We start from the raw sequence: 21,031 nt of genomic DNA, 5'->3' as shown, positions 1-21,031 counted from the left end.
AAAGGAAATCATCTATGATATCAATCGAAGTCGTGATTAAAAAACGGCAGCCCATGGGCTGCCGTTTTTAATATTCTTTTAATAGCTGATCTATATCGAAGCACGCCCGGCATTCCCGGACATGGATGACGTCATGGAATAGCGGGACGGTTTTTTCAAATCGATATGCTCCGGGAAGTCAATCTTGCGCCCTAGTTCGAAATCAGCGCTGACCGGATCAAGCACGAACTCACCAGCAACAGGCGTAAAAGTCAGCTCTCCGACATAGCAGCGCTCTCCGACCACAAAGAAATCCACGCGACAGAAGCTGAACGGTTCGGAAAGCGCTTTCGCGACCTGAATCATCTCTTCAAGACATGCAGGCGCCTTGAGATCGTCGCCTTGAAGGGGTTTATAACCACGGCGATTGAATGGCGCAATCTGCCAGTCTTCAGTAAAGAACTGACAGCGAATATCGGTAAAGCGCCCGGCGATCAGCTGAATATAAATTTCCTGCTCGTTGCCGTTGTTGAGCACCAGTACCTTATAGTCTGCCGGCACTTCACCATTGACCAGCAGCGCCTTTTCGATCACCAGCTGAGGCTTGATATTACGGTAGTGCTTCTCACGGTGCTGACCGGCATAGTCATAGCTCAACCACTGATTGGCCTCTTGAGCCAATTCCGCCATGTCGGTCTGCCCGGGCTCCTTGACCACCTTGACCTGGCCGGCACTGTGATTGGCCTTGATGACAAATGGTTCCTGAATCTGCTTCAGTTGATCTTCCGTGACCGTATCGTAAACCCCGATGAAAGGCACCAGATACTGTTGACCGGCACGCTCGATGACATAGTCACGTACCGCCACTTTATCGGCAAGGATTGAAAACGCTGGATCAGGATAGCGCATGCGATAAAATATTTTTTCACTGACGCTTGTAGGCGATCTAAAGTTGCAAAAACGCCTGTGTAGATACAGGTAGATTGCATGAAAATAGATCGTGTCCGGCGACTTTTTCAATAACTGGTAGATCAAGCTTCGCAGCTTTCTCATACGTTCATGCCCCTCGATGGTCTCAACGCTAATGACAAATCCTCCTGAAAAATAATGGCGGATCGTCACATCTATTTTACAGACTTGAAGTATCTGTCGGTATCCTGCGACTTGACAGATCCTCTTATCCTGTTTCCTGAAGAAAAGGCTTGGCGAGGGAAGGACGCAGAGCGGCAGCAATCTACGCAACCGCCTGGACTTCCGCTATGCAGGAGCGCCCTTTCACCATCGAAACACGTATGGCCTGCATCAGTTTCCGCCAATCATTAGTCCTGCGACTTCTGATTGATACGAAAACATTGTAAAAAGAAAAGTTTATTTAGCGCTTCAAAACTTTTTTATCGCTAAAAGAACTAAAACTATTCTTTTAAAACAGCATAACTCTGATGCAGTCATCAGATATGCCGAAACATGAGAGCTTGGAGGCTTTTTTTCAAGAAATGTTTCGTTACTACCCCTCCCCCAGCAGTCTTAAGCTTTCCATCGGCGCCTGACGCCTCAGCGGTGTGCTGAGCAGATAGCCGACACCGCCGATCAGAAGCGCCCCGCCCAGCGGCATCAAAAGCCAGATGCCAGGGTGTAGACGCACGTCGAGATCCAGCCAGACGCCATACAGCAGCGCACTGGCGCCTTCAGCCAGCATCGCCCCCAGTAGACCGCTGGCAAACCCCAGCCAGCCGAATTCTGCCAGCTGTGTGTGCACCAGCCGTTTGTCGCCGGCGCCAAACACTCTGAGCAGCGCCCATTCATGCGCGCGAGCAGGCAGGGACGCTGTGAGTGCGGCATACAGCACGGCAATGCCCGCCAGCAGGACAAACAGCAGCACCAGCTCCACGGCACGCGAGACCTGGCTCAGCAGATCACGTACCTGCTGCAGAATGGCGTCGATATCCAGCAGCGATACCGAGGGATATTGCTGGACCAGCGGTCCCAGCGCCTGCTGTTGATCGGTGGGCAGATGAAAGGCGGTAATGAAGCTGTGGCTGAAACGCTCCAGTGCCCCGGGCGGAAAGATCACGAAGAAATTGGGCTGAAATGACTCCCAGTCGACCTGGCGCAGACTGGCTATTTCGGCGGTGACCTCGCGCCCGCCGATGTCGAAGGTCAGACGATCACCGAGTTTGAGCGACAGATCCTGCGCCATGCTCTGCGCTACGGAAACGGACACCGGATCACTGCGGCTGGCCGCCCTGTCGCCCGCTCCGTCACGATCTGAAAACCAGGTACCTTCAATGAGCGTATTGTTGTCGGGCATGGTAGACGACCAGGTCAGGTTGATCTCGCGGCGCAGATTGCCGTCGTTGCGAGCCTCTGCCGGCACTGCATCTCTCGCGGTCACGCCGTTGATGTCGACCAGCCGTCCCCGCACGATCGGATATACCGCCGAACGACTTTCGGTAATGTCATCCAGTGCATTGATAAAGCCCTCGCGCTGGCTGGGCTGGATGTTGATGGCGAACTGATTGGGCGCATCGGCGGGCAGCTTTGACTGCCAGTCGTCGATCAGGTCGGTGCGCACCAGCGCAATCAGGGCCATCAGCGCAAAGGTCACGGCGAAGGCGAGAATCTGACCGATGCTGGACTGACGCCGCCGCGCCAGCTGGCGACTGCCCATGCGCCAGTGCTGCGGCAGTAATCCGGCGCCCCCAAGCAGCAGCGACAGCATCCCCTGCGCCACGACCCACAGCACGACCAGCGCGATCAATCCGCCGACCAGCAGCCCGGCCGAGAGCAGAAAGTCGCCACTATAGAGCCACAAAAGCGCACCGAACATGAGACTGGCGCAACCAATGATGACCCAGCCGGCGGCCGGCAGTGGTGCCAGCTCCCGGCGCAGCACCTTGAGGGCACTGACCTGTTTGAGCCTCAAAAGCGTAGGGCCGGCAAACCCGATCAGAATGGCCACTGCCGTCAGCATGCCCAGCAGCAGCGGCAGCATGCCCGGTGGCGGCAGTTCCAGCGGCAAGAACTGTACCAGCAGGGTCAGCAGCGCCCACTGCCCCATCAGCCCCAGCACGGCACCGACCGCCGCCGCGGTCAGGGCCAGCATCGCCAGCTGAGCGGCAAAGATGCGCGCAAGCTGCCGTTGACTGGCGCCAAAGCAACGCATCAGGGCCGCCGTATCCAGGTGTCGATCAACGTAGCGTCGGGTGGCCATGGCCACCGCCACCCCCGCCAGCAGCACGGCGGCCAGCCCCGAAAGGCTCAGATACTGCTGGGAGCGTTCCAGCGCCCGACCGATGCGTGGACTGTCCTTGCGCACATCAATGACACGAATGCCACGGTCCTGCCAGGCTTCCAGCTGACTGTCCAGCGAGCTCACCGCCTCCGGCGGACCGGACGCCAGCAGCCGCCAGGTCAGGCGCGCCCCGGGGGCCAGCAGCCCCGAGCGCTCCAGGTCCGGGATATTGATCATGATCCGCGGGTTGAAGCTGGCAAGCCCCACATCCTGATCGGGCTCCTCGAGAATCCAGCCGCTGACGCGGAACTGCTCGTCACCGAGCGTGACGGCATCTCCCAGCATCAGCCCCAGCGCTGTGCCCAGCCGCGGCTCGACCCAGACGGTGTGTCGCGCCGGCAGCTGCGTGGTGGTTTCCGGGCCGTCACCAATATCCACCTGAAAGCTGCCATACAGCGGATAGGACGGCGCCACGCCCTTGAGGCTTGCCAGCTGGAAGCGGTCGTTGAACCCGGCCATCGACACCGTATTGACCTGACGCGCCGTGGTCATGCCGGCATCTTCCAGCGTATCGAGAATCTGCGTCTCGAAGGGATTGCCCTGCACCAGCACCAGATCGCCCCCCAGCAGCTGACCGGACTGACGTTCCAGCGCACTGCCGATGCGATCCAGGAAGAAGCCAATCATGGTGGTGGCCGCCACCGCCAGCACCAGCGCCAGAAAGAGCGCCCGGACATCGGCGGCGCGCAGATCGCGCCTGAGCCCGCGCCATCCCAGACTCAGCGTATGCAGACATTCCGACAGCGCCGGTCGCGAACGGGAGGTCGGTCGAACATTCATGGGCGCACGGCTCCGTCTGTCGCATGATCTGGAGCACCGCTGGCGTCCGTCTCGTGCAGTCGCCCGTCATCCAGCGTGAGCGTGCGATCACAGCGCGCGGCCAGCTGCGGGTCGTGCGTCACCAGCACCAGGGTGGTGCCGGATTCGCGATTGAGCGTAAAGAGCAGATCCGCGATCCGGTCGCCCGTGGCGCGATCAAGGTTGCCGGTGGGCTCATCGGCAAACACCAGCGCCGGGCGGGTGACAAAGGCACGCGCAATGGCCACGCGCTGCTGTTCGCCGCCCGAAAGCTGTTTGGGCAGATGCTGGACGCGCGCCTCGAGCCCCACCCGCGTCAGCCACTGCTGCGCCTGTCGGGTATCCACGCCGGCCTCGCTCAGCTCCAGCGGCAGCAGCACATTTTCCAGTGCCGTCAGCGTCGGCAGCAGCTGAAAGTTCTGAAACACAAAGCCGACCTGCCCGGCCCGCAGTCGAGCGCGACCGTCTTCATCCAGCGATGACAGGGAGGTTCCAAACAGGGCCAGCTCGCCCCGAGTCAGCGTATCCAGCCCCGCCAGCAGAGCCAGCAGCGTGGATTTACCGGCACCGGAACTGCCCACGATCGCCACGCTTTCCCCCGCGTGGATCTCGAGATCCAGCGCGTTCAGGATGGTCAGCCGGCCCGAGCCACTGTCGACCGTCTTTTCAAGCTGGCGCGCCAGCAGAATCGGTGTTCTATTCTGTGGACGGTGAGTCTGCTCATGAGTGCCCTGCAGGCGGTTGTCCTGGCCGGGGTGCTCAACATCCTGTTTTCTGGCTTCTGGAGTCGACATCTTGCGCTACCTGAATTGGAGGAGTGTGTCCCGTCGCGTTATGCCGGGTATCCGCCGTTTGTGGCTGATGGTGATGGTGGTACTGGCCGCCGCGCTGCAGCCGGTCCATGCCGAAACGCTGCTGGTCGTGGGCGACAGCCTGAGTGCAGCGCGAGGGATCGATCGTGACGAGGGCTGGGTCAACCTGCTGCGTCAGCGACTGGCCTCACAGGCACCCGATCGATACACGGTCGTCAATGCCAGCATCAGCGGCGACACTACGGCAGGTGGCCTGGAGCGACTGCCCGAAGCGCTTGAGCGCTATTCGCCGGATCTCGTGCTGCTGGAGCTGGGGGGCAACGACGGCCTGCAGGGGCTGCCACCCGATCGCATGCAGAACAACCTGGCGCAAATGATCGAGAAGAGCCAGGCCAGCGGCGCTCGCGTTGCCCTTCTGGGCATTCTGATTCCGCCCAACTACGGTCAGGCCTATACGAAGGCGTTCGCCGACGTGTTTCCGATGCTTGCGAGCCAGTACGATGTGCCGCTGGTGCCCTTTATTCTTGACGGCGTGGCGCTCAACGATGATCTGATGCAGGACGACCGTATTCATCCCAATGCAAAGGGTCAGCCCATCATCCTCGACAATATCTGGCCGACCGTAGCGGCCATGCTCGATGAAGCATCGCCGGGCGAGACCAACCACGCCAGCCGTCATTAAGTACTGATTCAAACGCTGCGGCCCGGCCGCAATATTCGATCCCTTTCGACTCACGATGGAATGCGCCACATGTCCTCTGCTTCTCCTTCCTCCTTTGTAGCGGCCTATCGTCTGGATGGTCAGGGCAACGGATCGCCCCTGACGCCCGAAGAGCTGTCACGCGTCTGGCATCAGGACGAGGCGCAGCTCTGGATGCATCTGGACTTTACCCACAAGGATGTTGACCACTTTCTCGACACCATCGCCGCCCTCAATGAGGACATCATCGAGGCGCTGACCGAAGAGGATACGCGACCACGCGTGGCCGTTTTCAAACACGGCAGAATCACCACCCTGCGCGGCATCAATCTGAACCCGGGCGCCGATCCGGACGATCTGATCTCACTGCGGGTCTGGCTGACCGAGAATCGGCTGATCACCGTCCGCAGGCGTCCCCTGCAGTCAGTCACGCGGGTCAGGGCCTATCTCGAGGCCGGTGAAGGGGCTCGCAACGTCGGCGAGCTGCTGGCCGGAATGGCCGACACGCTGGTGGATCGGGTCGGCGATCTGACCCATCAGCTGGATGACGCGCTGGGCGAACTGGAGGAGCGTGAGACAACCCAGGACGCGCCCGCCATCACCAACGAAGAGCTGACCGACATTCGCCAGCCCCTGATTACCCTGCGACGCTTCATGGAGCCGCAGTATCACTGTCTGGCCCGCCTTGCCGAAGATGACATCTTCGATGAGACCGCCAGGTTGTGGCTGCGTGAAGCGTCCAACCAGCTCTATCGCTACGTCGAGGACTTTCGCGCCATGCAGGAGCGCGCTCTGGTCCTGCAGGAGCAGCTGTCCAACATGCACAACGAACGGCTCAACCAGCGCATGTATCTGATGGCCATCATTACCGCCGTCTTCCTGCCCCTGACCTTTCTGACCGGCCTTCTGGGCATCAACGTCGGCGGAATTCCCGGCGCCGAAAGCCCGGCCGGCTTTGTGGTGGTGGTAATGCTGTCAATGCTGGTCGGCGCCGGCGTCATGGCCCTGTTGAAAAAGTGGCGCTGGTGGTAGCGCCTGACCGTTTCAGCGGTCGATGTGGCCCAGATCGCGGTCCGGGTCGAGCCGGTCGCGCACCCGACGCTTGAGCTCCTTGATGTCGGGAAAACCGCCATCACGCTTGCGCTCCCAGATCACCTCGGGGGCGCTCTGGTCATCCAGAATGACCTCAATTTCGAAATGACCGCCGTGACCGGGGGCGAGTGACACCTGCTCAAGCCCTTCACCAAAGGTGGAAAGCAGCTCCTGCGCGTACCATCCGGCGCGTAGAAGCCACTGACACTGGGTGCAGTAGTGGATGACAACTTTCATGGTCTGCTCCTTTCAGGGTAATGACCGACTGGATAATGGGCATACAGCAAAACCCGGTGACATCGAGCAACAGGAACCCTTAAAAACCGTGGCTCGACATTAGAAAAATTAATACAACCCCGTGCACGAAGCGATATTACTACTTATTATGCTGGCATCGAGGCTGCTGGACTTCTTATCATGTCAGCCTATCTTTCATGACCGAAAAGGCGCTACCTGCATGTCAGGGCAGCATTTTCATTTGAGGAAGCACCGATCATGCAAACACAGCGGATGATCAGCCCCGAGCTGCTCGAACGTGTCGTCAATGCCTCGGGTGACGGTATTGTCGTGGCAGAACAGGAAGGCAACGAGAACATCCTGATCTACGTCAACAGCGGCTTTGAAGCGCTGACAGGCTACAGTGCCGATGAGATCCTCTATCGCGACTGTCGCTTCCTGCAAAACGGCGATAACCAGCAGCCGGGACTTGATCGCATTCGTGATGCACTCAAGGAAGGCCATGCCTGCCGCGAGGTCATCCGCAACTACAAAAGCGACGGCTCACTGTTCTGGAACGAGCTCTCCATTACGCCCGTCCACGATGAAGAAGACCAGCTGCTGTACTTCATCGGCGTTCAGAAGGACGTGACCCGTCTGGTCGAGGCCCAGCAGGAGCTTGAGCGCCTGCGTGCCCGCGTCGAAGAGATGTCCTGACATCTTTGCTTGAAAACCATCGCTGCCTGAAAATCATCGTTGATTAAAAGGCATCAGCGATATCCGTCGAGGCCCGCCATGTGCGGGCTTCGCTGTTTTCAGGGCAACTGCCGCGTCAGGAATCGCTTTCTCTTCAAGAGGCTAAAAATCCGAGTCGAAACCAGAGGTAAAAACCGCTTGCCCGCCCCGCCAAACGGCGTTATATAGCCTTTTTTTGCAGCTGAGGGCAGCCGCCATGAGTACCGAGCTGTATGAAGAAGCCTCCGATGAGCTGGACGCGGTCAACGATGACACCTGGACATCTGCAAGCCGGCCCAAAAAAGGCAGCCTCTGCGCGCGCCGACGCGTGGAAGCATTGCTGGAACAGCGCCGGCTCGAGCGTGACCTGACCGATGACTGGGCGTCGTGGGATGAGGAGGAGTAGCCTCGCCGACGACCGATAGCTTGTCCAGCAGGGCGCCCTTCGCGGCGCCCTGTTCATTGAGACCAGGGGCATTGTCCGCACCGCGCTGGCCGTGACAGGCGCCGATCACTATCATCACGGTACTGGCAGGCCATTGCCTCTGGTACCCTGCTGCTCACCATTCAATACGAGGCTCGATCCAATCCCATGGCGCAATACGTATATACCATGAATCGGGTGGGCAAGACCGTGCCCCCCAAGCGTGACATCCTCAAGGATATTTCCCTGTCGTTCTTTCCCGGCGCCAAGATCGGCGTGCTCGGACTCAACGGTGCGGGCAAGTCATCACTGCTGAGAATCATGGCGGGCGTCGATCAGGATTATCACGGCGAAGCCCGGCCCATGCCCAATCTCAACGTGGGCTATCTGCCGCAGGAGCCGGAGCTTGATGACAGCAAGACGGTCCGCGAGACCGTCGAGGAAGCGCTGGCTGAAATTACCGAGGCCCAGACAAAGCTCGAAGCCGTCTACGCTGCCTACGCCGAGCCGGACGCCGACTTTGACGCGCTGGCGGCCGAGCAGGCGCGTCTTGAGAACATGATCGAGGCGAGCGACGCCCACAACCTCGAGCGCAAGCTCGAAGTGGCTGCCGAGGCGCTGCGCCTGCCGCCGTGGGACGCCCGCGTCGAGCATCTCTCCGGCGGTGAGCGTCGCCGTGTTGCCCTGTGCCGACTGCTGCTCTCCGGCCCCGACATGCTGCTGCTCGATGAGCCGACCAACCACCTGGACGCCGAATCCGTGGGCTGGCTGGAGCGCTTTCTGACCGAGTTCGAGGGTACCGTGGTGGCGGTTACCCACGACCGCTATTTCCTCGACAACGCCGCCGGCTGGATTCTAGAGCTCGACCGCGGTCAGGGCATTCCCTGGGAAGGCAACTACTCGACCTGGCTTGAGGCGAAGGAAAAGCGTCTGGAGCAGGAGGCCAAACAGGAGGCCTCGCGCCAGAAGGCCATCAAACAGGAGCTCGAGTGGGTACGCCAGAACCCGAAGGGCCGTCAGGCCAAGAGCAAGGCGCGTCTGAATCGCTTTGATGAACTGCAGTCCGGTGATTTCCAGAAGCGCAACGAGACCAACGAGATCTACATTCCGCCGGGACCGCGTCTGGGCGACAAGGTCATCGAGCTGCACAACGTCACCAAGCGTTTTGGCGACAAGGTGCTGATCGAGGACCTGTCGATGTCCGTACCGCCGGGCGCGATCGTGGGCATCGTGGGCGGCAACGGCGCCGGCAAGTCGACACTGTTTCGCATGATTACCGGTCAGGAGCAGCCTGACAGCGGCGAAGTGGTTATCGGTGAGACCGTTGATATCGCCTACGTCGAGCAGCTGCGCGATGCGATGGACGATCGCCAGACCGTCTGGGAAGCCGTTTCCGGCGGCCAGGACATGCTCAGCATCAACGGCTATGAAGTATCCTCGCGCGCCTATGTAGGCCGCTTCAACTTCAAGGGCAACGATCAGCAGAAGTATCTCAAGGATCTTTCCGGCGGAGAGCGCGGTCGTCTACAGCTGGCCCAGACCCTCAAGCAGGGCGCCAACGTGCTGCTGCTCGATGAGCCCTCCAACGATCTGGACATCGAGACCCTGCGCGCACTGGAAGAAGCGCTGCTGGCCTTCCCGGGCTGCGCCATGGTCATCAGCCACGACCGCTGGTTCCTGGACCGTGTGGCCACCCATATTCTGGCTTATGAAGGCGACTCCCACGTGACGTTCTTCGAGGGCAACTACACCGAATATGAGGCGGATTTCCACAAGCGCGTGGGCAGCGACACGCCCAAACGCGTGAAGTACAAGCGCATCGACGCCTGATCCGGGTCGCGCGCTGCACCATTGAAAAGGGCCGCCCCATGGGGTGGCCCTTTGTCTGTTTGGCGCAGCTGACGGTCACACCACGGCGGTGACTGCCAGACCGCTTTGCCGCTCGTCAGGCTAGTCGTAGAAGGACGCCTCGCCTTCCGGTCGGGTCTTGAAACGCCGATGCAGCCACAGATACTGCTCGGGATGCTTGCGAATCGCCATTTCGATGAAGGCATTGACCTGGCTGGCATCAGCCACCTCGTCACCGCTGGGAAAGTTTTCCAGCGCCGGCAGGTACTCGAGCGTATAGGTGCGGTTGTCCGGGTTGCGATGGAACATCAGCGGCATGACCGGCGCGCCGGTCATGCGGGCGATCTTGGAGGTCAACCGGATCGAGGCAGCATCGATGCCAAAAAACGGCGCGAACACGCTGGCCTCGCGACCAAAGTCCTGATCCGGCGAGTACCATACCGCATGGCCACCCTTGATGCGCCGCACCACGCCGCGAAGATCGTGACGATCAATGGCCGCCCCGAAGATGCCGCGTCGCGCCTTCGTCATGAAGCGCTCGAACAGCGGATTGTTGTGCGGGCGATAGACCACGTCGGCATCAAAGAAGAGCGAGTGCAACGCGCCCCCCAGATCCAGCGTCGAAAAATGGATGCCGATGATCAGCACGCCCTTCCCCTGCGCCTTCGCCGCTTCCATGTGCTCGGTGCCCTTGAAGCTGACCCGGTGACGCAGGTGCTCCGGATCGCGACACCAGCCGGTCGCGGTTTCCAGAATACCGATACCGTTGGCATGAAAGGTACGCCGCACCAGCTTTTGCAGCTCGCACTCATCAAGCTCCGGAAAGCAAAGCCGCAGATTGGTCTCGGTGATATGACGACGGCGCTTGACGAATCGCCACACCAGCTCGCCAATGGCCGTACCGACCCAAAGCTTGAGCCGCCAGGGCAGAAAGGCACCCGCACGCATTAGACCGATCGCACACCAGGTCGGCCAATAGCGCGGATGCGCAAAGGATTCGGGATATTCGTGACGTTTGCGTTTACTCATCAATCAGCCTGTGTAACTCCCTGCGGACAGACGCGATAGCGTTCGGACACCCCGCAGCAGACAGCCGAGACGCTGCGAGCACCACCAGAAATCACGGTGACGGGCGACTACCCCCGGATAACGATATCCGTTCAGAGCAGTCCGTTCAGAACAATCCGCTCAGAACAGTGCGCTGGCATCGCAGGATGTATCGAAAGCGCCATCCTGATGATAACAACGCGGGACGCGCGGCATTATACCGGTCAGGAGGGTGTAGGCGATGGTATCGCACCACTGCGCCACTTCACTGACGTCGAGCACGGCACCGCTGGCGTCACGCCCCCACAGGGTCACGCGTGAGCCGATGCCGGCTCCGGGGATGCCGGTAATGTCCACGGTCAGCATGTCCATCGACACCCGCCCGGCAATGCCGGCACGCTGTCCGTCGATGAGTACCGGCGTTCCTTCCGCGGCATGGCGATCATACCCATCCCCGTAGCCACAGGCCACCACGCCGACCCGCGTGGGGCGATCGGTCACGTGACGAGCGCCGTAACCGATGGGTTCACCGGCCGGGAGATCGCGCACAGCAATAATCCGGCTTTGCAGCGTCATGACCGGCTTCAGAACCTGATCAATGTCGTCATGTTGCGCGTGGTCAGTCTCGAGCGGGTTGACGCCATAGAGCATGACGCCGGGACGTACCCAGTCGTGGTGGGCGGCCGGTACGCTCAGGGTCGCCGGAGAATTGGCAAAGCAGCCGGGCAGATCAAGCCGGCGACGCAGGGTATTGATTGTTTGCAGCTGTGAGATCAGCAGCGGGCTGTCGGGAGCATCGGCAGTCGCAAAATGCGTCATCAGCAGCGTTTGCTCAATGCCCCCATGGGCCTGCAGACGCTGGCAGATGGCCTCGACTTCATCGGGAGAAAATCCCAGCCGATGCATGCCACTGTCGCACTTGATCAGCACGGTGACCCGGTGTCGGGGCCAGTGCGCAAGCCGCGCCAGCAGCGCTTCGACCTGCCAGCGTGTATGCAGCACGCTCCAGTAGTCGCCGGTAATGATCTCATCGAGCTCATCAGCCTCGAAAAAACCTTCCAGCAGCACGATCGGACATTGGATCCCATGCGCACGCAGCGCCTGACCTTCTTCCAGGCAGGCCACCGCCATGGCAGGCGCCAGATCATTCAGCGCCTCGGCACAGGCCGTAGCGCCATGGCCGTAGGCATTGGCCTTGAGCACCGCCATGGCACGGGCGTCAGGAGCAGATCGACGCGCCTGCAAATAGTTGTGACGCAGCGCATCCAGATCAATATGCGCCGTCAGCGGCCTCATGTGATCAAGCCCTGTGCAATGAGATGAGTATCAGTAGCCGATATTACCGGGCATTTCTCGACCCGGTCCACCACGTCCCAGACCGTTGAGATCGCTGTCATCGGGCATGGCCGTGCGATTGGGCGGCGGCAGCGCTCGTTGACCGCTGCGCCCCTGACTGCCTTCCAGCGGGCTGGGGCCGTTCATGCCCGGATCGGGCTGATCATCACCGATGCCAAGCCCTGTCGTACTCTGCGATTCAAAGTTCAGCATTACCGCGTTGTCGGGACGCAGCCAGCTGTTGAGCACCTGCAGGGTATCCACATCCAGAATACCGGCTTCCTGACGAAGGCTCAGCAGGTTGAGGACATAATCATAGCGCGCATCGGCGTAGTTGGAGATCGCGGTAAAGAGATTCTGCTGGGCCTGCAGCACATCAACGATATTACGCGTCCCGACTTCATAGCCGTTGCGGGTGGCCTCAAGGGCACTGCGGTTGGACTCGATGGAGCGCTTTTGCGCCTGGACGGTCAGGACATTATTGAGTGTTCGAGCGTAGAAGGAGCGCACCTGCTGAACGGCCGTACGCAGCTGCGACTCCTGCTGATACTGGGTCTGCTCAAGCGAATAGGTACTCTGACGAACCTGAGCACTTGTCGAGCCACCGGTATAGATGGGAATGGTGGCTTCCAGACCGATCTGGTTCTGCTCGTTGTGCCCGCGCAGGGTATCCTGATCGCTGTCGCCATACTGGTAGTTGGCAAAGGCGGACAGTGTCGGCAGATGGCCGGCGCGCGAGGTATCGAGGTTGGCACGTGCCACCTCGACAGCGGCGCGAGCGGCCAGCAGATTCAGGTTCTGGCTGGAAGCCATTTCGACCCATGCCTGCTGGCTGGCCGGCGTGGGGCGCTCGATGGGCATGTCGTCGGCCAGACCGTCGATGCTGGAATACTGCTTGCCGGTCAGCTGCTCAAGCGCTTCAAAATTGACCTGCAGGGTGCTCTCCTGGGAGATGCGCTGCGAACGCGTCAGGTCGTAGGACGCCTGAGCTTCATAAACATCGGTCGCCGCCACAATGCCGACATCGAACTGCTGACGCACCTGCTCGAGCTGACGCGAGACGGCCTGCTCCTCGGCGCGCAGGGTGTCGAGCTGCTCCTTGGCACGCAGTACGTCGAAATAGGCCTGAGAAACGTTGTAAAGAAGCTGCTGGCGGTCGACGCGGAGGTTCAGGGCTTCCTGGGCGGTCTGTCGCTTCGAAGCCTCCAGCTGATACCAGTTGGTGGCATCAAACAGCGCCTGAGTGGCCTGAACCTGCACCGTGGTGCCGGTGTAGTGATTGTCACTGCCGCTACCAACAGGGAGGTCGGCACCCCCACCGGCACCCCCACCGGCGCCACTGATGTTACGGCTCTGGGAAGAAGTAATGTTGTAGCGCGTGACGCCACCGCTGGCACTGACCTGGGGCAACAGATCGCCACGCTCGATGTCCTCACCGGCCTGTACGCTGCTGTAGCCGGATCTTGAGGCCGCGAGATCGGCATTGTTGACCAGCGCATCGCGTGCGATGGACATCAGATCAGCGGCCTGAGCCTGGCCCGCGAGCGAGACGGCAAGCACCAGTGGCAGTACTCTGAACTTACGCATCAAATGATTTCCTGTCTAAAACGGTTATGGCCGTCTCTGGTCAGTATGCCGTGACCGGCTGGCAAACCTGTAGCATCTGAAGTGCACCGGCATGACCATAGTACAACGCTCTTGATAGGGTGCGAGCTTAGCACATTGCAGGTTTTTACATACATCCCTGAATGTTTAAAGGTGGCCAATGCCTACGGATTTGCTGCATGAAAGCAAGTGAATCAAAAAAAACAGCGCCGAATTGGCGCCGTTTTTGTTCACTCTGCTCAAGGCAGGCATTGGTCGACCTGATGGTGTCAGGCCATTGGCGGCCTATTCGAAGATGGCATCCATCGAGAGGCCCTGCTTCTCCAGCATACGGCGCAGCTTCTTGAGTGCCTCGACCTGAATCTGGCGCACCCGCTCACGAGTCAGTCCGATCTCTTCGCCCACTTCTTCAAGCGTGGCGGCTTCATGCCCGCGCAGCCCGAAGCGACGCACAACCACTTCCATCTGCTTTTCGGTCAGCTCGCCGAGCCATTCATCGACATGCGCCTTGACGTCGAAATCGACCAGCTCGGACTCCGGGCCGGCCTCGTTTTCGTCGGCCAGCGTGTCCAGTAGCGGCTTGTCGTTTTCGGTGCCGACCGGATAGTCCACCGAGGAGACGCGCTCGTTGAGCCCCATCATGCGCTTGACCGACTCGACCGGACGGTCCAGATGCGTGGCGATATCGTCTGCCGTGGGCTCATGATCAAGCTTTTGCGTCAGCTCACGCGAGGCACGCAGATAGACATTGAGCTCCTTGACCACATGGATGGGCAGACGAATGGTGCGGGTCTGATTCATCAGCGCCCGTTCAATGGTCTGGCGGATCCACCAGGTGGCGTAGGTCGAGAAACGGAAACCGCGCTCGGGATCAAACTTCTCCACGGCACGGATCAGACCCAGGTTGCCCTCTTCGATCAGATCAAGCAGGGTCAGACCGCGATTGAGGTAGCGTCGTGCAATCTTGACGACCAGACGCAGGTTGGATTCGATCATGCGCTGGCGTCCGGCAGGATCACCCTGGCGGGCCAGTCGACCATAGTGGACTTCCTCTTCCGGTGTCAGAAGTGGGGAAAATCCGATTTCATTGAGATAAATCTGGGTGGCATCAAGACTTTGATGCTGTTGCTGGCGTTCTTCCCGATTCAGCGCCTTTTCGAACGCGTCTTCGTTGTCCACTTCCTTGTCATTATTATCGTCGAGCGAAAGCTCGTCTTCGTTCTCTTCCAGTTCAACGTCGTCGTGCAATCCCTGTTCAACCACGCTCATATCGACTTCCCCTTTTCGTTTGAGGTTCCCGTTTCATCGACGGTGTCGATGCTTCCCCGGGTCTCATAACACCGCTCATCTCGATAGGGATGAGCGGTCTCCCTGGTCCTCAGCGATCCGGCAGAAACTGCAGTGGATCCTTCGGCTGGCCATCCTGGCGTATTTCAAAATGCAGCTTGTCGCTATCGGCGTCGGTCGACCCCATGGTGGCAATCGTTTCACCCTTGCGGACAACATCGTTTTCCTTGACGTTCAAGGCGTCATTATGCGCGTAGGCGCTGAGGAAGTGATCATTGTGCTTGAGGATGATGAGGTTGCCATAGCCGCGAACGCCATTACCGGCGTAGACGACAATACCGGGACCGGCTGCCTTGACAGGTTGCCCCTTTTGACCAGCAATATCAATCCCGGCCGTGAGATTTGTCTTGTCGCCGAAGCTGCCGACAATGTTGCCGTCGGTAGGCCACTGCCACTGGATGTTGCTGGTGGGGGTGTAAGTACGATCGGAGCGGTCTTCACTGGTGGTCTTGCCGGCCACGGCCGTGCCGCCATTGTCTTCCCTGCCGGCACTGCTGCCATCTGACGAGGCACTTCCTGACGAGGCACTTCCTGACGGCGTACTTCCGCCGGTCGATGCAGAAGCGCCGCCCTGCGACGACGTTGAGCTTTTGGAAGCACTCTGCTGCCCCCCCGCTCCACCGCTGCCGGCGCTCACGCCCGCTGCAGCACCGACCGCACTCTGTGAGACCTGGCCTGGCGCACCATCACCGCCACCGGTGGTGCGATTGCGCTGAATGCTGTCCTCATCGGGCGCCAGCCAGCTGTCATCACCGCCGCCGCTGTCGCTGCCCTGAGCGCCGCTGAGCGCCGTGGCATGCGTGCCACTGGTGCCCCCCGAGGACGCCATCGATGAGGACGGCCCTGACGGTGCGCTGACGCTGTCGTTGAGCCGCAGCGCCTGGCCGGGCTCGATATTGTAGGGCGGCTCGAGATTGTTCAATGACGCCAGACGACGGAAATCGATGCCGGTTTTCCAGCCGATCGAGTAGATCGTGTCGCCACGCTGCACGTGGTAAATGCCGTTGGCCATCGAGCTCTGGTTGAACGATGCCTCCTCCACGGCAGGCGTGTTGCTGATCTGGGCGCAGCCGCCCAGTACAGCCATAAGAACAACGCTGCTGCCCAGTGTGACCTGCCGCATGCGCGGATGAAATCGAATCATGTCTCTTTGCTACTCCCTTGACATTGATTGACTGTCTGTCGATAGCCGTGACGAGTCAGCACCGGAGCGCTCTCCCACGGCCACTACCACCACAAACCCGATCAGTGCCAGTGCCAGCGCCAGCCACAGATGCGCCGGCTCACCAGTCACCGCCGTATAGCCTTCCGGCGACATCAGCCGGTACTGCAACGGCACGACCTCGCCATCCGGCGACATCGTATAGCTTTCCAGCGAGCGCCAGGGCCACAGTACCGGCAGTGACCCCAGAATAAAGCCGATCAGAAGATACAGCGTGGTGGAATAGTGATGCCGGAAAAGCCACGACAGAACGCGAGAAAAGGTAAAAAGCCCTACCAGACACCCCAGCGCAAACTGTGCCATGGTGACGATATCAAACGCCTTGATGGCCTCGATCACGGTGTTGTACATGCCCATGGTCAGCAACAGGAAACTGCCGGACACCCCGGGCAGCAGCATGGCGCTGATCGCGATGGCACCCGCCACGACAAGCATCAGCGCACCGCCGCCGCTGGGCAGGATGACCGGCAGATAGTGCGCCAGCAGACCTCCCAGTACCAGCGGCACCAGAAACACCAGTCGCCAGCGATCCAGCCGCCGTGCCACCACGATCGCAGACGCGACCACCAGCCCGAAAAAGAAGGCATTGAGCAGCAGGGTCTGGTGTTCCAGCAGATAGCTCACCAGGTGCGCCAGACTCAGCACACTGGCGGCCACACCGGCCAGAAGCGGTATTAAAAAATCGAGATTGAGATGTACGATCAGCCCTTTCAGACCGTGCTCGCGCAGTACGCCGATCGCGCCGGGACCGAAGCGACGAATGGTTTCGATCAGCTCTTCATAGATGCCGGTTACAAACGCGATGGTACCGCCGGACACGCCGGGAACGGAATCCGCCGCCCCCATGCCCATTCCTTTCAGAAAAAGCGTCACATGCCTTTTCAATTGCTCTACTCCAGATCGATGGGCGGTACAGGTACCGACTCGGGACAGGTACGAGGCCGCATGGCAGCACCGATGCAATATCAGCGCCTGTCGTGCCCCTGATTCAAGGGGCGCGAGTATCGCATCCCCCCTGATGGCTGTCTGCCCCGCAACGTTCAAGCCATTCTCAGGACAGATCACCGCTCTGCCGACGCTGCCCCGTCAGCGCTTCGAGCCAGCCCTGCACGTCGCTGATCGAAGCGTGACGGGTCAGATCCGTCTGCAGCGGCGTAATCGATACATAGCCGGCCTCGATGGCCGCAAAATCGGTGTCTTCGCCCATATCGGAGCTGGCACCCGAGGCCGCGATCCAGTAGCGGGTACGGCCTCGCGGGTCCTGAAGGCGCAGGGGCTGATTGCCCTGACCGCGCTGGCCCTGTCGGGTCACGCGAAAGCCCTTGAGCGCCTCCCAGGGCACATCGGGCACGTTCACGTTCAAAAGGCTGCGAGGCGGCAGTGCCAGCTGCTCGACGGCGCTGACCAGAGTGGCTGCCACGCGTCCGGCCGTTTCAAAATACTGATGACCTGCCAGCGACATCGCAATGGCCGAAAGTCCCAGCGAGCGCCCCTCCATGGCGGCGGCCACAGTGCCGGAATAGAGCACATCATCACCCAGATTGGCGCCGTGGTTGATGCCGGAGATCACCATGTCCACCGGCTCATCAAAGATATCACTCACGCCCAGATAGACGCAGTCAGCCGGTGTGCCATCGACACTGTAAAAGCCGCTGTCCATCGGCGTCAGCGACAGCGGATAGGACAGCGTCAGGGAGTTGCTGGCTCCGCTGCGGTCGCGGTCAGGGGCAATCACCCGCAGTCTGGCCTGATCAGTCAGTGCCTCATGCAGCGCCCTGAGCCCCGGGGCATGGACACCGTCATCGTTGGAGAGAAGCAGTCTGCGCATTGGACGTCCCTGTGCCTTGTGGCATGACAGTGAATGAAATTTGATCCGGCTCGTCGCCGTGGCGGCTCACAACGCTAGAGCGCAGGATGTTGAAACAGTTCACGCAGTACGGCCGTGGCAAAACCGCCGCGCGCCAGCGAAAAATGCAGCCAGATGCCGTCACCGTCACGCTCAAGCGCCGGCGACTGAAGTGCGAGGCGCATAGCACGTCGCATGGGCGTCGCGCCCGCTTTTTCGATGCCGTCACAAAGCGTTGATTCACGCTCGGCGATGGTCTGCTCAAGCGCCTGTGCCTCACCGCTGACCTCACTGGCGCCGCGCCCCCATAGCGGACCGGTAGGATGAATATCCAGCGCGGCCAGCCGCGTTTGCAGCGCATCATCAAGCGTCTCGCCGGCGAACCGGCTGGCGCTGCCCTCGAGATTGAACACATCGCCCTCCAGACCGCTGGCCCAGCTCTCCTGTCGGATACGGGCATCCAGCACCTGGTTGAACAAAAAGCTGCGCGCGCTCGAAAGCAGCAGACCGTCACGGTCCTGCTTCTTCTTCCAGCCTCGCGCCATCAGTGCCCGGGCCCGCGCAAGGTTGCTGCCCTGATGCCCAAAGCGCTGCGGCCCGAAATAGTTGGGCACACCGTGCGCGACAAGCGCATGCCAGCGCGTCTCGAGCGAGCCCTGCGCCACGGCATCGCCGGTCACATACAGCGCAAACCGGTTGGCCCGATGAACGCCACGCCGCAGCTTGCGCGGATGCCGACCGAAGCCTAGAAGCCGCAGGCCCTCCATTTCGACCAGCTCGGACAGTGCTGCCGGCGTGGCCTGCCCGGGCAGGGCTACCGACACCCACTGACGCGTCAGCGCGGTGTGGTCCTTGAGACCGCTCACGCCGATATCACGCGGCGCCACTTCCAGCCGGTGCGACAGATGACGAATCAGCTGCGCCGTGGACAGGTTGCGCTTTTCACAGTGCAACCACAGGTGCTCGCCTTCGCCCTCGGGCGTAAAGGCCATCTGCTCTTCGACCCGAAAGGCTTCGGGAAATTCACGAAATCGTCCCGAGTGCGGCGGTGTACCGAGACTTCTGGCCCAGTCAGGCAGCACCGGCACCCCGCTTGTTTCCAGGGTCATGAGGCCTCGTCAACGCGCACCAGAAGCGCCACGGCTTCCACGGCAATGCCCTCGCCGCGTCCGGTAAAACCGAGCTTCTCTGTGGTCGTGGCCTTGACGTTGACGCAGGATCTTTCAAGCGCGATGTCGCCAGCAATCACCTCGCGCATGGCGTCGATATGCGGTGCCATCCTGGGCGCCTGGGCCAGAATGGTGACGTCGACGTTGATCAGGGCAAACCCCTCTGCCTTGATCAGTGACACCACGTGACGCAGCAGCGCGCGGCTGTCGGCGCCGCGCCACTGCTCGTCGGTATCGGGGAAGTGCCTGCCGATATCGCCCAGCGCGGCCGCGCCCAGCAGGGCATCGCTCAGGGCGTGCAGCACCACATCGCCATCGGAGTGCGCCACAAAGCCGTGGTCGAACGCCACACGTACGCCGCCGAGCATCAGATGATCGCCCTCGCCAAAGCGATGCACATCAAAACCGTGACCGATACGCAGCCGAGCGAGCATGGAAGGATCAGACAGGCTCATGGCCGGGCTCCTTGTCGGACAGGGATGGATGGAAACTGGCGCGCTGGGCAGACAGAATCTGTGCCGCCAGCGCCAGGTCCTCGGGATGGGTAATCTTCAGATTGTCACTGCGTCCGGTCACAAGCCTGGGCGCATGACCGAGCTGCTCGACGCCGGAGGCTTCATCGGTCATCAGAAACCGGTCATGGCCGGCGCGCTCGAAGGCCTCGCGCAGCACGCCATAGCGAAACCCCTGCGGCGTCAGAGCGCGCCAGAGGCCCTGACGCGGTACGGTTTCATGGACGCGCTGATCACTGTCCTGACGCTTGAGGGTATCGGTTACCGGAGCGGCCAGCAGACCGCCCACCGGGTCGTCCTCGATCGATGCCAGCAGATGATGGAGATCTGCGACCGTCACACAGGGACGCGCCACGTCATGGACCAGCACCCAGTCGTCATCGCAAGCCTCTCCGGCCAGCCAGTCGATACCGGCGCGCACCGAATCCACCCGTTCGTCGCCGCCATCCAGACGCTGCCATGTCGCAAAGGGCACCATGGCGTCATGAAACCACTGATCCTCGGGGTCCAGACACAGCAGCAGATTTGCCTCGGGAAAGGCCTCATGCAGACGCGAGAGCGTACAGGCCAGCACCGCCTGCTCCTCGAGCAGCAGATACTGTTTGGGACAGGCCGCGCGCATGCGCGTACCGCGCCCGGCCGCCGGGACGATCAGCCACTGCGGGGCGCTCATCCCTGCCTCCCGGTAAAGTCGTCACGAGCTTCGTCGGCGCTCTGGTCAGCCCCCGGCGGCGCCACTTTCGTGGGGTTGTGACTGGCCTTCTCACTGGGCACCCAGAAAAACTGTTCGTCGTTGCGGATCATGCCCAGGTCGTTGCGACCGCGCTCCTCGATCGCATCGAGACCGTTTTTCAGATCCACCACCTCGGCGGCCAGGCGGTCGTTGCGATCCGTCAGCAGCTGATTGCTCTCCTGCAGTTCATCGGCGCGTGATTTGACGCGGCTGTGTTCCAGAAGACCGCCATCTCCCAGCCAGAGCTGATACTGCAGCGCCGCCAGTGCGACGACCAGCGCGATTGAAATCCATTTGAGCATCGTGATCTATATCGTTG

20 protein-coding genes are annotated in these 21,031 nt (G+C 60.7%); 5 read left to right on the top strand and 15 right to left on the bottom strand.

The window, feature by feature from the left end; translation table 11 throughout:
- Window positions 1-90 precede the first annotated feature (90 nt).
- The 3 genes from BM079_RS05260 to BM079_RS05250 form a co-directional block, all read right to left on the bottom strand.
- Complete coding sequence (locus BM079_RS05260) at window positions 91-1,101, bottom strand: ATP-grasp fold amidoligase family protein (RefSeq protein ID WP_139215265.1); 1,011 nt, start codon at window positions 1,099-1,101, stop codon at window positions 91-93.
- A gap of 382 nt (window positions 1,102-1,483) precedes the next feature.
- Window positions 1,484-4,051 (bottom strand): ABC transporter permease, encoded by a 2,568-nt coding sequence (locus BM079_RS05255; RefSeq protein WP_090131486.1) that lies wholly within the window; start codon window positions 4,049-4,051, stop codon window positions 1,484-1,486.
- Complete coding sequence (locus BM079_RS05250) at window positions 4,048-4,863, bottom strand: ABC transporter ATP-binding protein (RefSeq protein WP_090131484.1); 816 nt, start codon at window positions 4,861-4,863, stop codon at window positions 4,048-4,050. Before BM079_RS05250 ends, BM079_RS05255 begins: the two co-directional genes overlap by 4 nt.
- Window positions 4,864-4,930: 67 nt before the next feature.
- On the opposite strand from BM079_RS05250, the gene BM079_RS05245 reads away from it, so the two are divergent.
- Both BM079_RS05245 and BM079_RS05240 read left to right on the top strand, forming a co-directional pair.
- Entirely contained in the window at window positions 4,931-5,563 is a 633-nt protein-coding gene (locus tag BM079_RS05245; protein ID WP_245742850.1) for an arylesterase, read from the top strand.
- A gap of 69 nt (window positions 5,564-5,632) precedes the next feature.
- Window positions 5,633-6,613 carry a zinc transporter ZntB gene (locus tag BM079_RS05240; protein WP_090131480.1) on the top strand — a complete coding sequence of 327 codons (981 nt, stop codon included), beginning with the start codon at window positions 5,633-5,635 and terminating at the stop codon, window positions 6,611-6,613.
- Window positions 6,614-6,625: 12 nt separating this feature from the next.
- Here BM079_RS05240 and BM079_RS05235 read toward each other — a convergent pair whose 3' ends face one another.
- Entirely contained in the window at window positions 6,626-6,910 is a 285-nt protein-coding gene (locus BM079_RS05235) for a SelT/SelW/SelH family protein (protein WP_090131478.1), read from the bottom strand.
- Between the two features lie 258 nt (window positions 6,911-7,168).
- Between BM079_RS05235 and BM079_RS05230 the strand changes: the two genes are divergently transcribed.
- The 3 genes from BM079_RS05230 (at window position 7,169) to ettA (ending at window position 9,878) form a co-directional block, all read left to right on the top strand.
- A complete protein-coding gene (locus tag BM079_RS05230) occupies window positions 7,169-7,606 on the top strand; it encodes a PAS domain-containing protein (protein WP_090131476.1) in 438 nt (145 codons plus the stop codon).
- Between the two features lie 235 nt (window positions 7,607-7,841).
- Window positions 7,842-8,030: a PA3496 family putative envelope integrity protein gene (locus BM079_RS05225; protein WP_090131474.1), complete on the top strand. Its 189-nt coding sequence runs from the start codon at window positions 7,842-7,844 to the stop codon at window positions 8,028-8,030.
- 186 nt (window positions 8,031-8,216) lie between these two features.
- Window positions 8,217-9,878 carry an energy-dependent translational throttle protein EttA gene (gene ettA / locus BM079_RS05220; RefSeq protein WP_090131472.1) on the top strand — a complete coding sequence of 554 codons (1,662 nt, stop codon included), beginning with the start codon at window positions 8,217-8,219 and terminating at the stop codon, window positions 9,876-9,878.
- Window positions 9,879-9,998: 120 nt separating this feature from the next.
- Here ettA and lpxL read toward each other — a convergent pair whose 3' ends face one another.
- From lpxL to ftsB, 11 genes are all read right to left on the bottom strand, one after another.
- Entirely contained in the window at window positions 9,999-10,925 is a 927-nt protein-coding gene (gene lpxL / locus BM079_RS05215; RefSeq protein ID WP_090131470.1) for an LpxL/LpxP family Kdo(2)-lipid IV(A) lauroyl/palmitoleoyl acyltransferase, read from the bottom strand.
- Between the two features lie 159 nt (window positions 10,926-11,084).
- Entirely contained in the window at window positions 11,085-12,239 is a 1,155-nt protein-coding gene (gene alr / locus BM079_RS05210; RefSeq protein WP_090131468.1) for an alanine racemase, read from the bottom strand.
- A 30-nt stretch (window positions 12,240-12,269) separates the two neighbouring features.
- Entirely contained in the window at window positions 12,270-13,865 is a 1,596-nt protein-coding gene (locus BM079_RS05205; protein ID WP_090131466.1) for a TolC family outer membrane protein, read from the bottom strand.
- A 303-nt stretch (window positions 13,866-14,168) separates the two neighbouring features.
- On the bottom strand, window positions 14,169-15,152 hold the full coding sequence (gene rpoS, locus BM079_RS05200; protein WP_090131464.1) for an RNA polymerase sigma factor RpoS: 984 nt from the start codon (window positions 15,150-15,152) through the stop codon (window positions 14,169-14,171).
- Window positions 15,153-15,261: 109 nt separating this feature from the next.
- Window positions 15,262-16,374 carry a peptidoglycan DD-metalloendopeptidase family protein gene (locus BM079_RS05195; RefSeq protein ID WP_245742829.1) on the bottom strand — a complete coding sequence of 371 codons (1,113 nt, stop codon included), beginning with the start codon at window positions 16,372-16,374 and terminating at the stop codon, window positions 15,262-15,264.
- A gap of 9 nt (window positions 16,375-16,383) precedes the next feature.
- A complete protein-coding gene (locus BM079_RS05190; RefSeq protein ID WP_139215264.1) occupies window positions 16,384-17,337 on the bottom strand; it encodes a DUF368 domain-containing protein in 954 nt (317 codons plus the stop codon).
- A gap of 166 nt (window positions 17,338-17,503) precedes the next feature.
- On the bottom strand, window positions 17,504-18,280 hold the full coding sequence (gene surE / locus BM079_RS05185) for a 5'/3'-nucleotidase SurE (protein ID WP_090131462.1): 777 nt from the start codon (window positions 18,278-18,280) through the stop codon (window positions 17,504-17,506).
- A gap of 74 nt (window positions 18,281-18,354) precedes the next feature.
- On the bottom strand, window positions 18,355-19,407 hold the full coding sequence (gene truD, locus BM079_RS05180; protein WP_090131460.1) for a tRNA pseudouridine(13) synthase TruD: 1,053 nt from the start codon (window positions 19,405-19,407) through the stop codon (window positions 18,355-18,357).
- Window positions 19,404-19,922, bottom strand: coding sequence for a 2-C-methyl-D-erythritol 2,4-cyclodiphosphate synthase (gene ispF, locus BM079_RS05175; RefSeq protein WP_245742828.1), 519 nt, complete (start codon window positions 19,920-19,922; stop codon window positions 19,404-19,406). The genes truD and ispF overlap by 4 nt, the downstream gene beginning before the upstream one ends.
- Window positions 19,909-20,652: a 2-C-methyl-D-erythritol 4-phosphate cytidylyltransferase gene (ispD, locus tag BM079_RS05170; protein ID WP_090131458.1), complete on the bottom strand. Its 744-nt coding sequence runs from the start codon at window positions 20,650-20,652 to the stop codon at window positions 19,909-19,911. Before ispD ends, ispF begins: the two co-directional genes overlap by 14 nt.
- Window positions 20,649-21,014, bottom strand: a complete 366-nt coding sequence (ftsB, locus tag BM079_RS05165; RefSeq protein ID WP_090131456.1) for a cell division protein FtsB — start codon at window positions 21,012-21,014, stop codon at window positions 20,649-20,651. The genes ispD and ftsB overlap by 4 nt, the downstream gene beginning before the upstream one ends.
- Window positions 21,015-21,031 lie beyond the last annotated feature (17 nt).

Origin of the sequence: Kushneria avicenniae (assembly GCF_900112585.1) — a bacterium.
GTDB classification, from domain to species: domain Bacteria; phylum Pseudomonadota; class Gammaproteobacteria; order Pseudomonadales; family Halomonadaceae; genus Kushneria; species Kushneria avicenniae.
This window is presented reverse-complemented; position numbering and strand designations above follow the sequence as displayed.

Excerpts from the sequence above, each read along its gene's own strand:
- BM079_RS05240 (WP_090131480.1), top strand. The coding sequence starts at position 5,633 with ATGTCCTCTGCTTCTCCTTCCTCCTTTGTAGCGGCCTATCGTCTGGAT.
- BM079_RS05230 (WP_090131476.1), top strand. The coding sequence starts at position 7,169 with ATGCAAACACAGCGGATGATCAGCCCCGAGCTGCTCGAACGTGTCGTC.
- BM079_RS05195 (WP_245742829.1), bottom strand. The coding sequence starts at position 16,374 with ATGATTCGATTTCATCCGCGCATGCGGCAGGTCACACTGGGCAGCAGC.
- surE (WP_090131462.1), bottom strand. The coding sequence starts at position 18,280 with ATGCGCAGACTGCTTCTCTCCAACGATGACGGTGTCCATGCCCCGGGG.
- ftsB (WP_090131456.1), bottom strand. The coding sequence starts at position 21,014 with ATGCTCAAATGGATTTCAATCGCGCTGGTCGTCGCACTGGCGGCGCTG.
- alr (WP_090131468.1), bottom strand. The coding sequence starts at position 12,239 with ATGAGGCCGCTGACGGCGCATATTGATCTGGATGCGCTGCGTCACAAC.
- BM079_RS05235 (WP_090131478.1), bottom strand. The coding sequence starts at position 6,910 with ATGAAAGTTGTCATCCACTACTGCACCCAGTGTCAGTGGCTTCTACGC.
- BM079_RS05225 (WP_090131474.1), top strand. The coding sequence starts at position 7,842 with ATGAGTACCGAGCTGTATGAAGAAGCCTCCGATGAGCTGGACGCGGTC.
- lpxL (WP_090131470.1), bottom strand. The coding sequence starts at position 10,925 with ATGAGTAAACGCAAACGTCACGAATATCCCGAATCCTTTGCGCATCCG.
- BM079_RS05245 (WP_245742850.1), top strand. The coding sequence starts at position 4,931 with ATGGTGATGGTGGTACTGGCCGCCGCGCTGCAGCCGGTCCATGCCGAA.
- ettA (WP_090131472.1), top strand. The coding sequence starts at position 8,217 with ATGGCGCAATACGTATATACCATGAATCGGGTGGGCAAGACCGTGCCC.
- ispF (WP_245742828.1), bottom strand. The coding sequence starts at position 19,922 with ATGAGCCTGTCTGATCCTTCCATGCTCGCTCGGCTGCGTATCGGTCAC.
- BM079_RS05255 (WP_090131486.1), bottom strand. The coding sequence starts at position 4,051 with ATGAATGTTCGACCGACCTCCCGTTCGCGACCGGCGCTGTCGGAATGT.
- BM079_RS05205 (WP_090131466.1), bottom strand. The coding sequence starts at position 13,865 with ATGCGTAAGTTCAGAGTACTGCCACTGGTGCTTGCCGTCTCGCTCGCG.
- BM079_RS05250 (WP_090131484.1), bottom strand. The coding sequence starts at position 4,863 with ATGTCGACTCCAGAAGCCAGAAAACAGGATGTTGAGCACCCCGGCCAG.
- rpoS (WP_090131464.1), bottom strand. The coding sequence starts at position 15,152 with ATGAGCGTGGTTGAACAGGGATTGCACGACGACGTTGAACTGGAAGAG.
- ispD (WP_090131458.1), bottom strand. The coding sequence starts at position 20,652 with ATGAGCGCCCCGCAGTGGCTGATCGTCCCGGCGGCCGGGCGCGGTACG.
- truD (WP_090131460.1), bottom strand. The coding sequence starts at position 19,407 with ATGACCCTGGAAACAAGCGGGGTGCCGGTGCTGCCTGACTGGGCCAGA.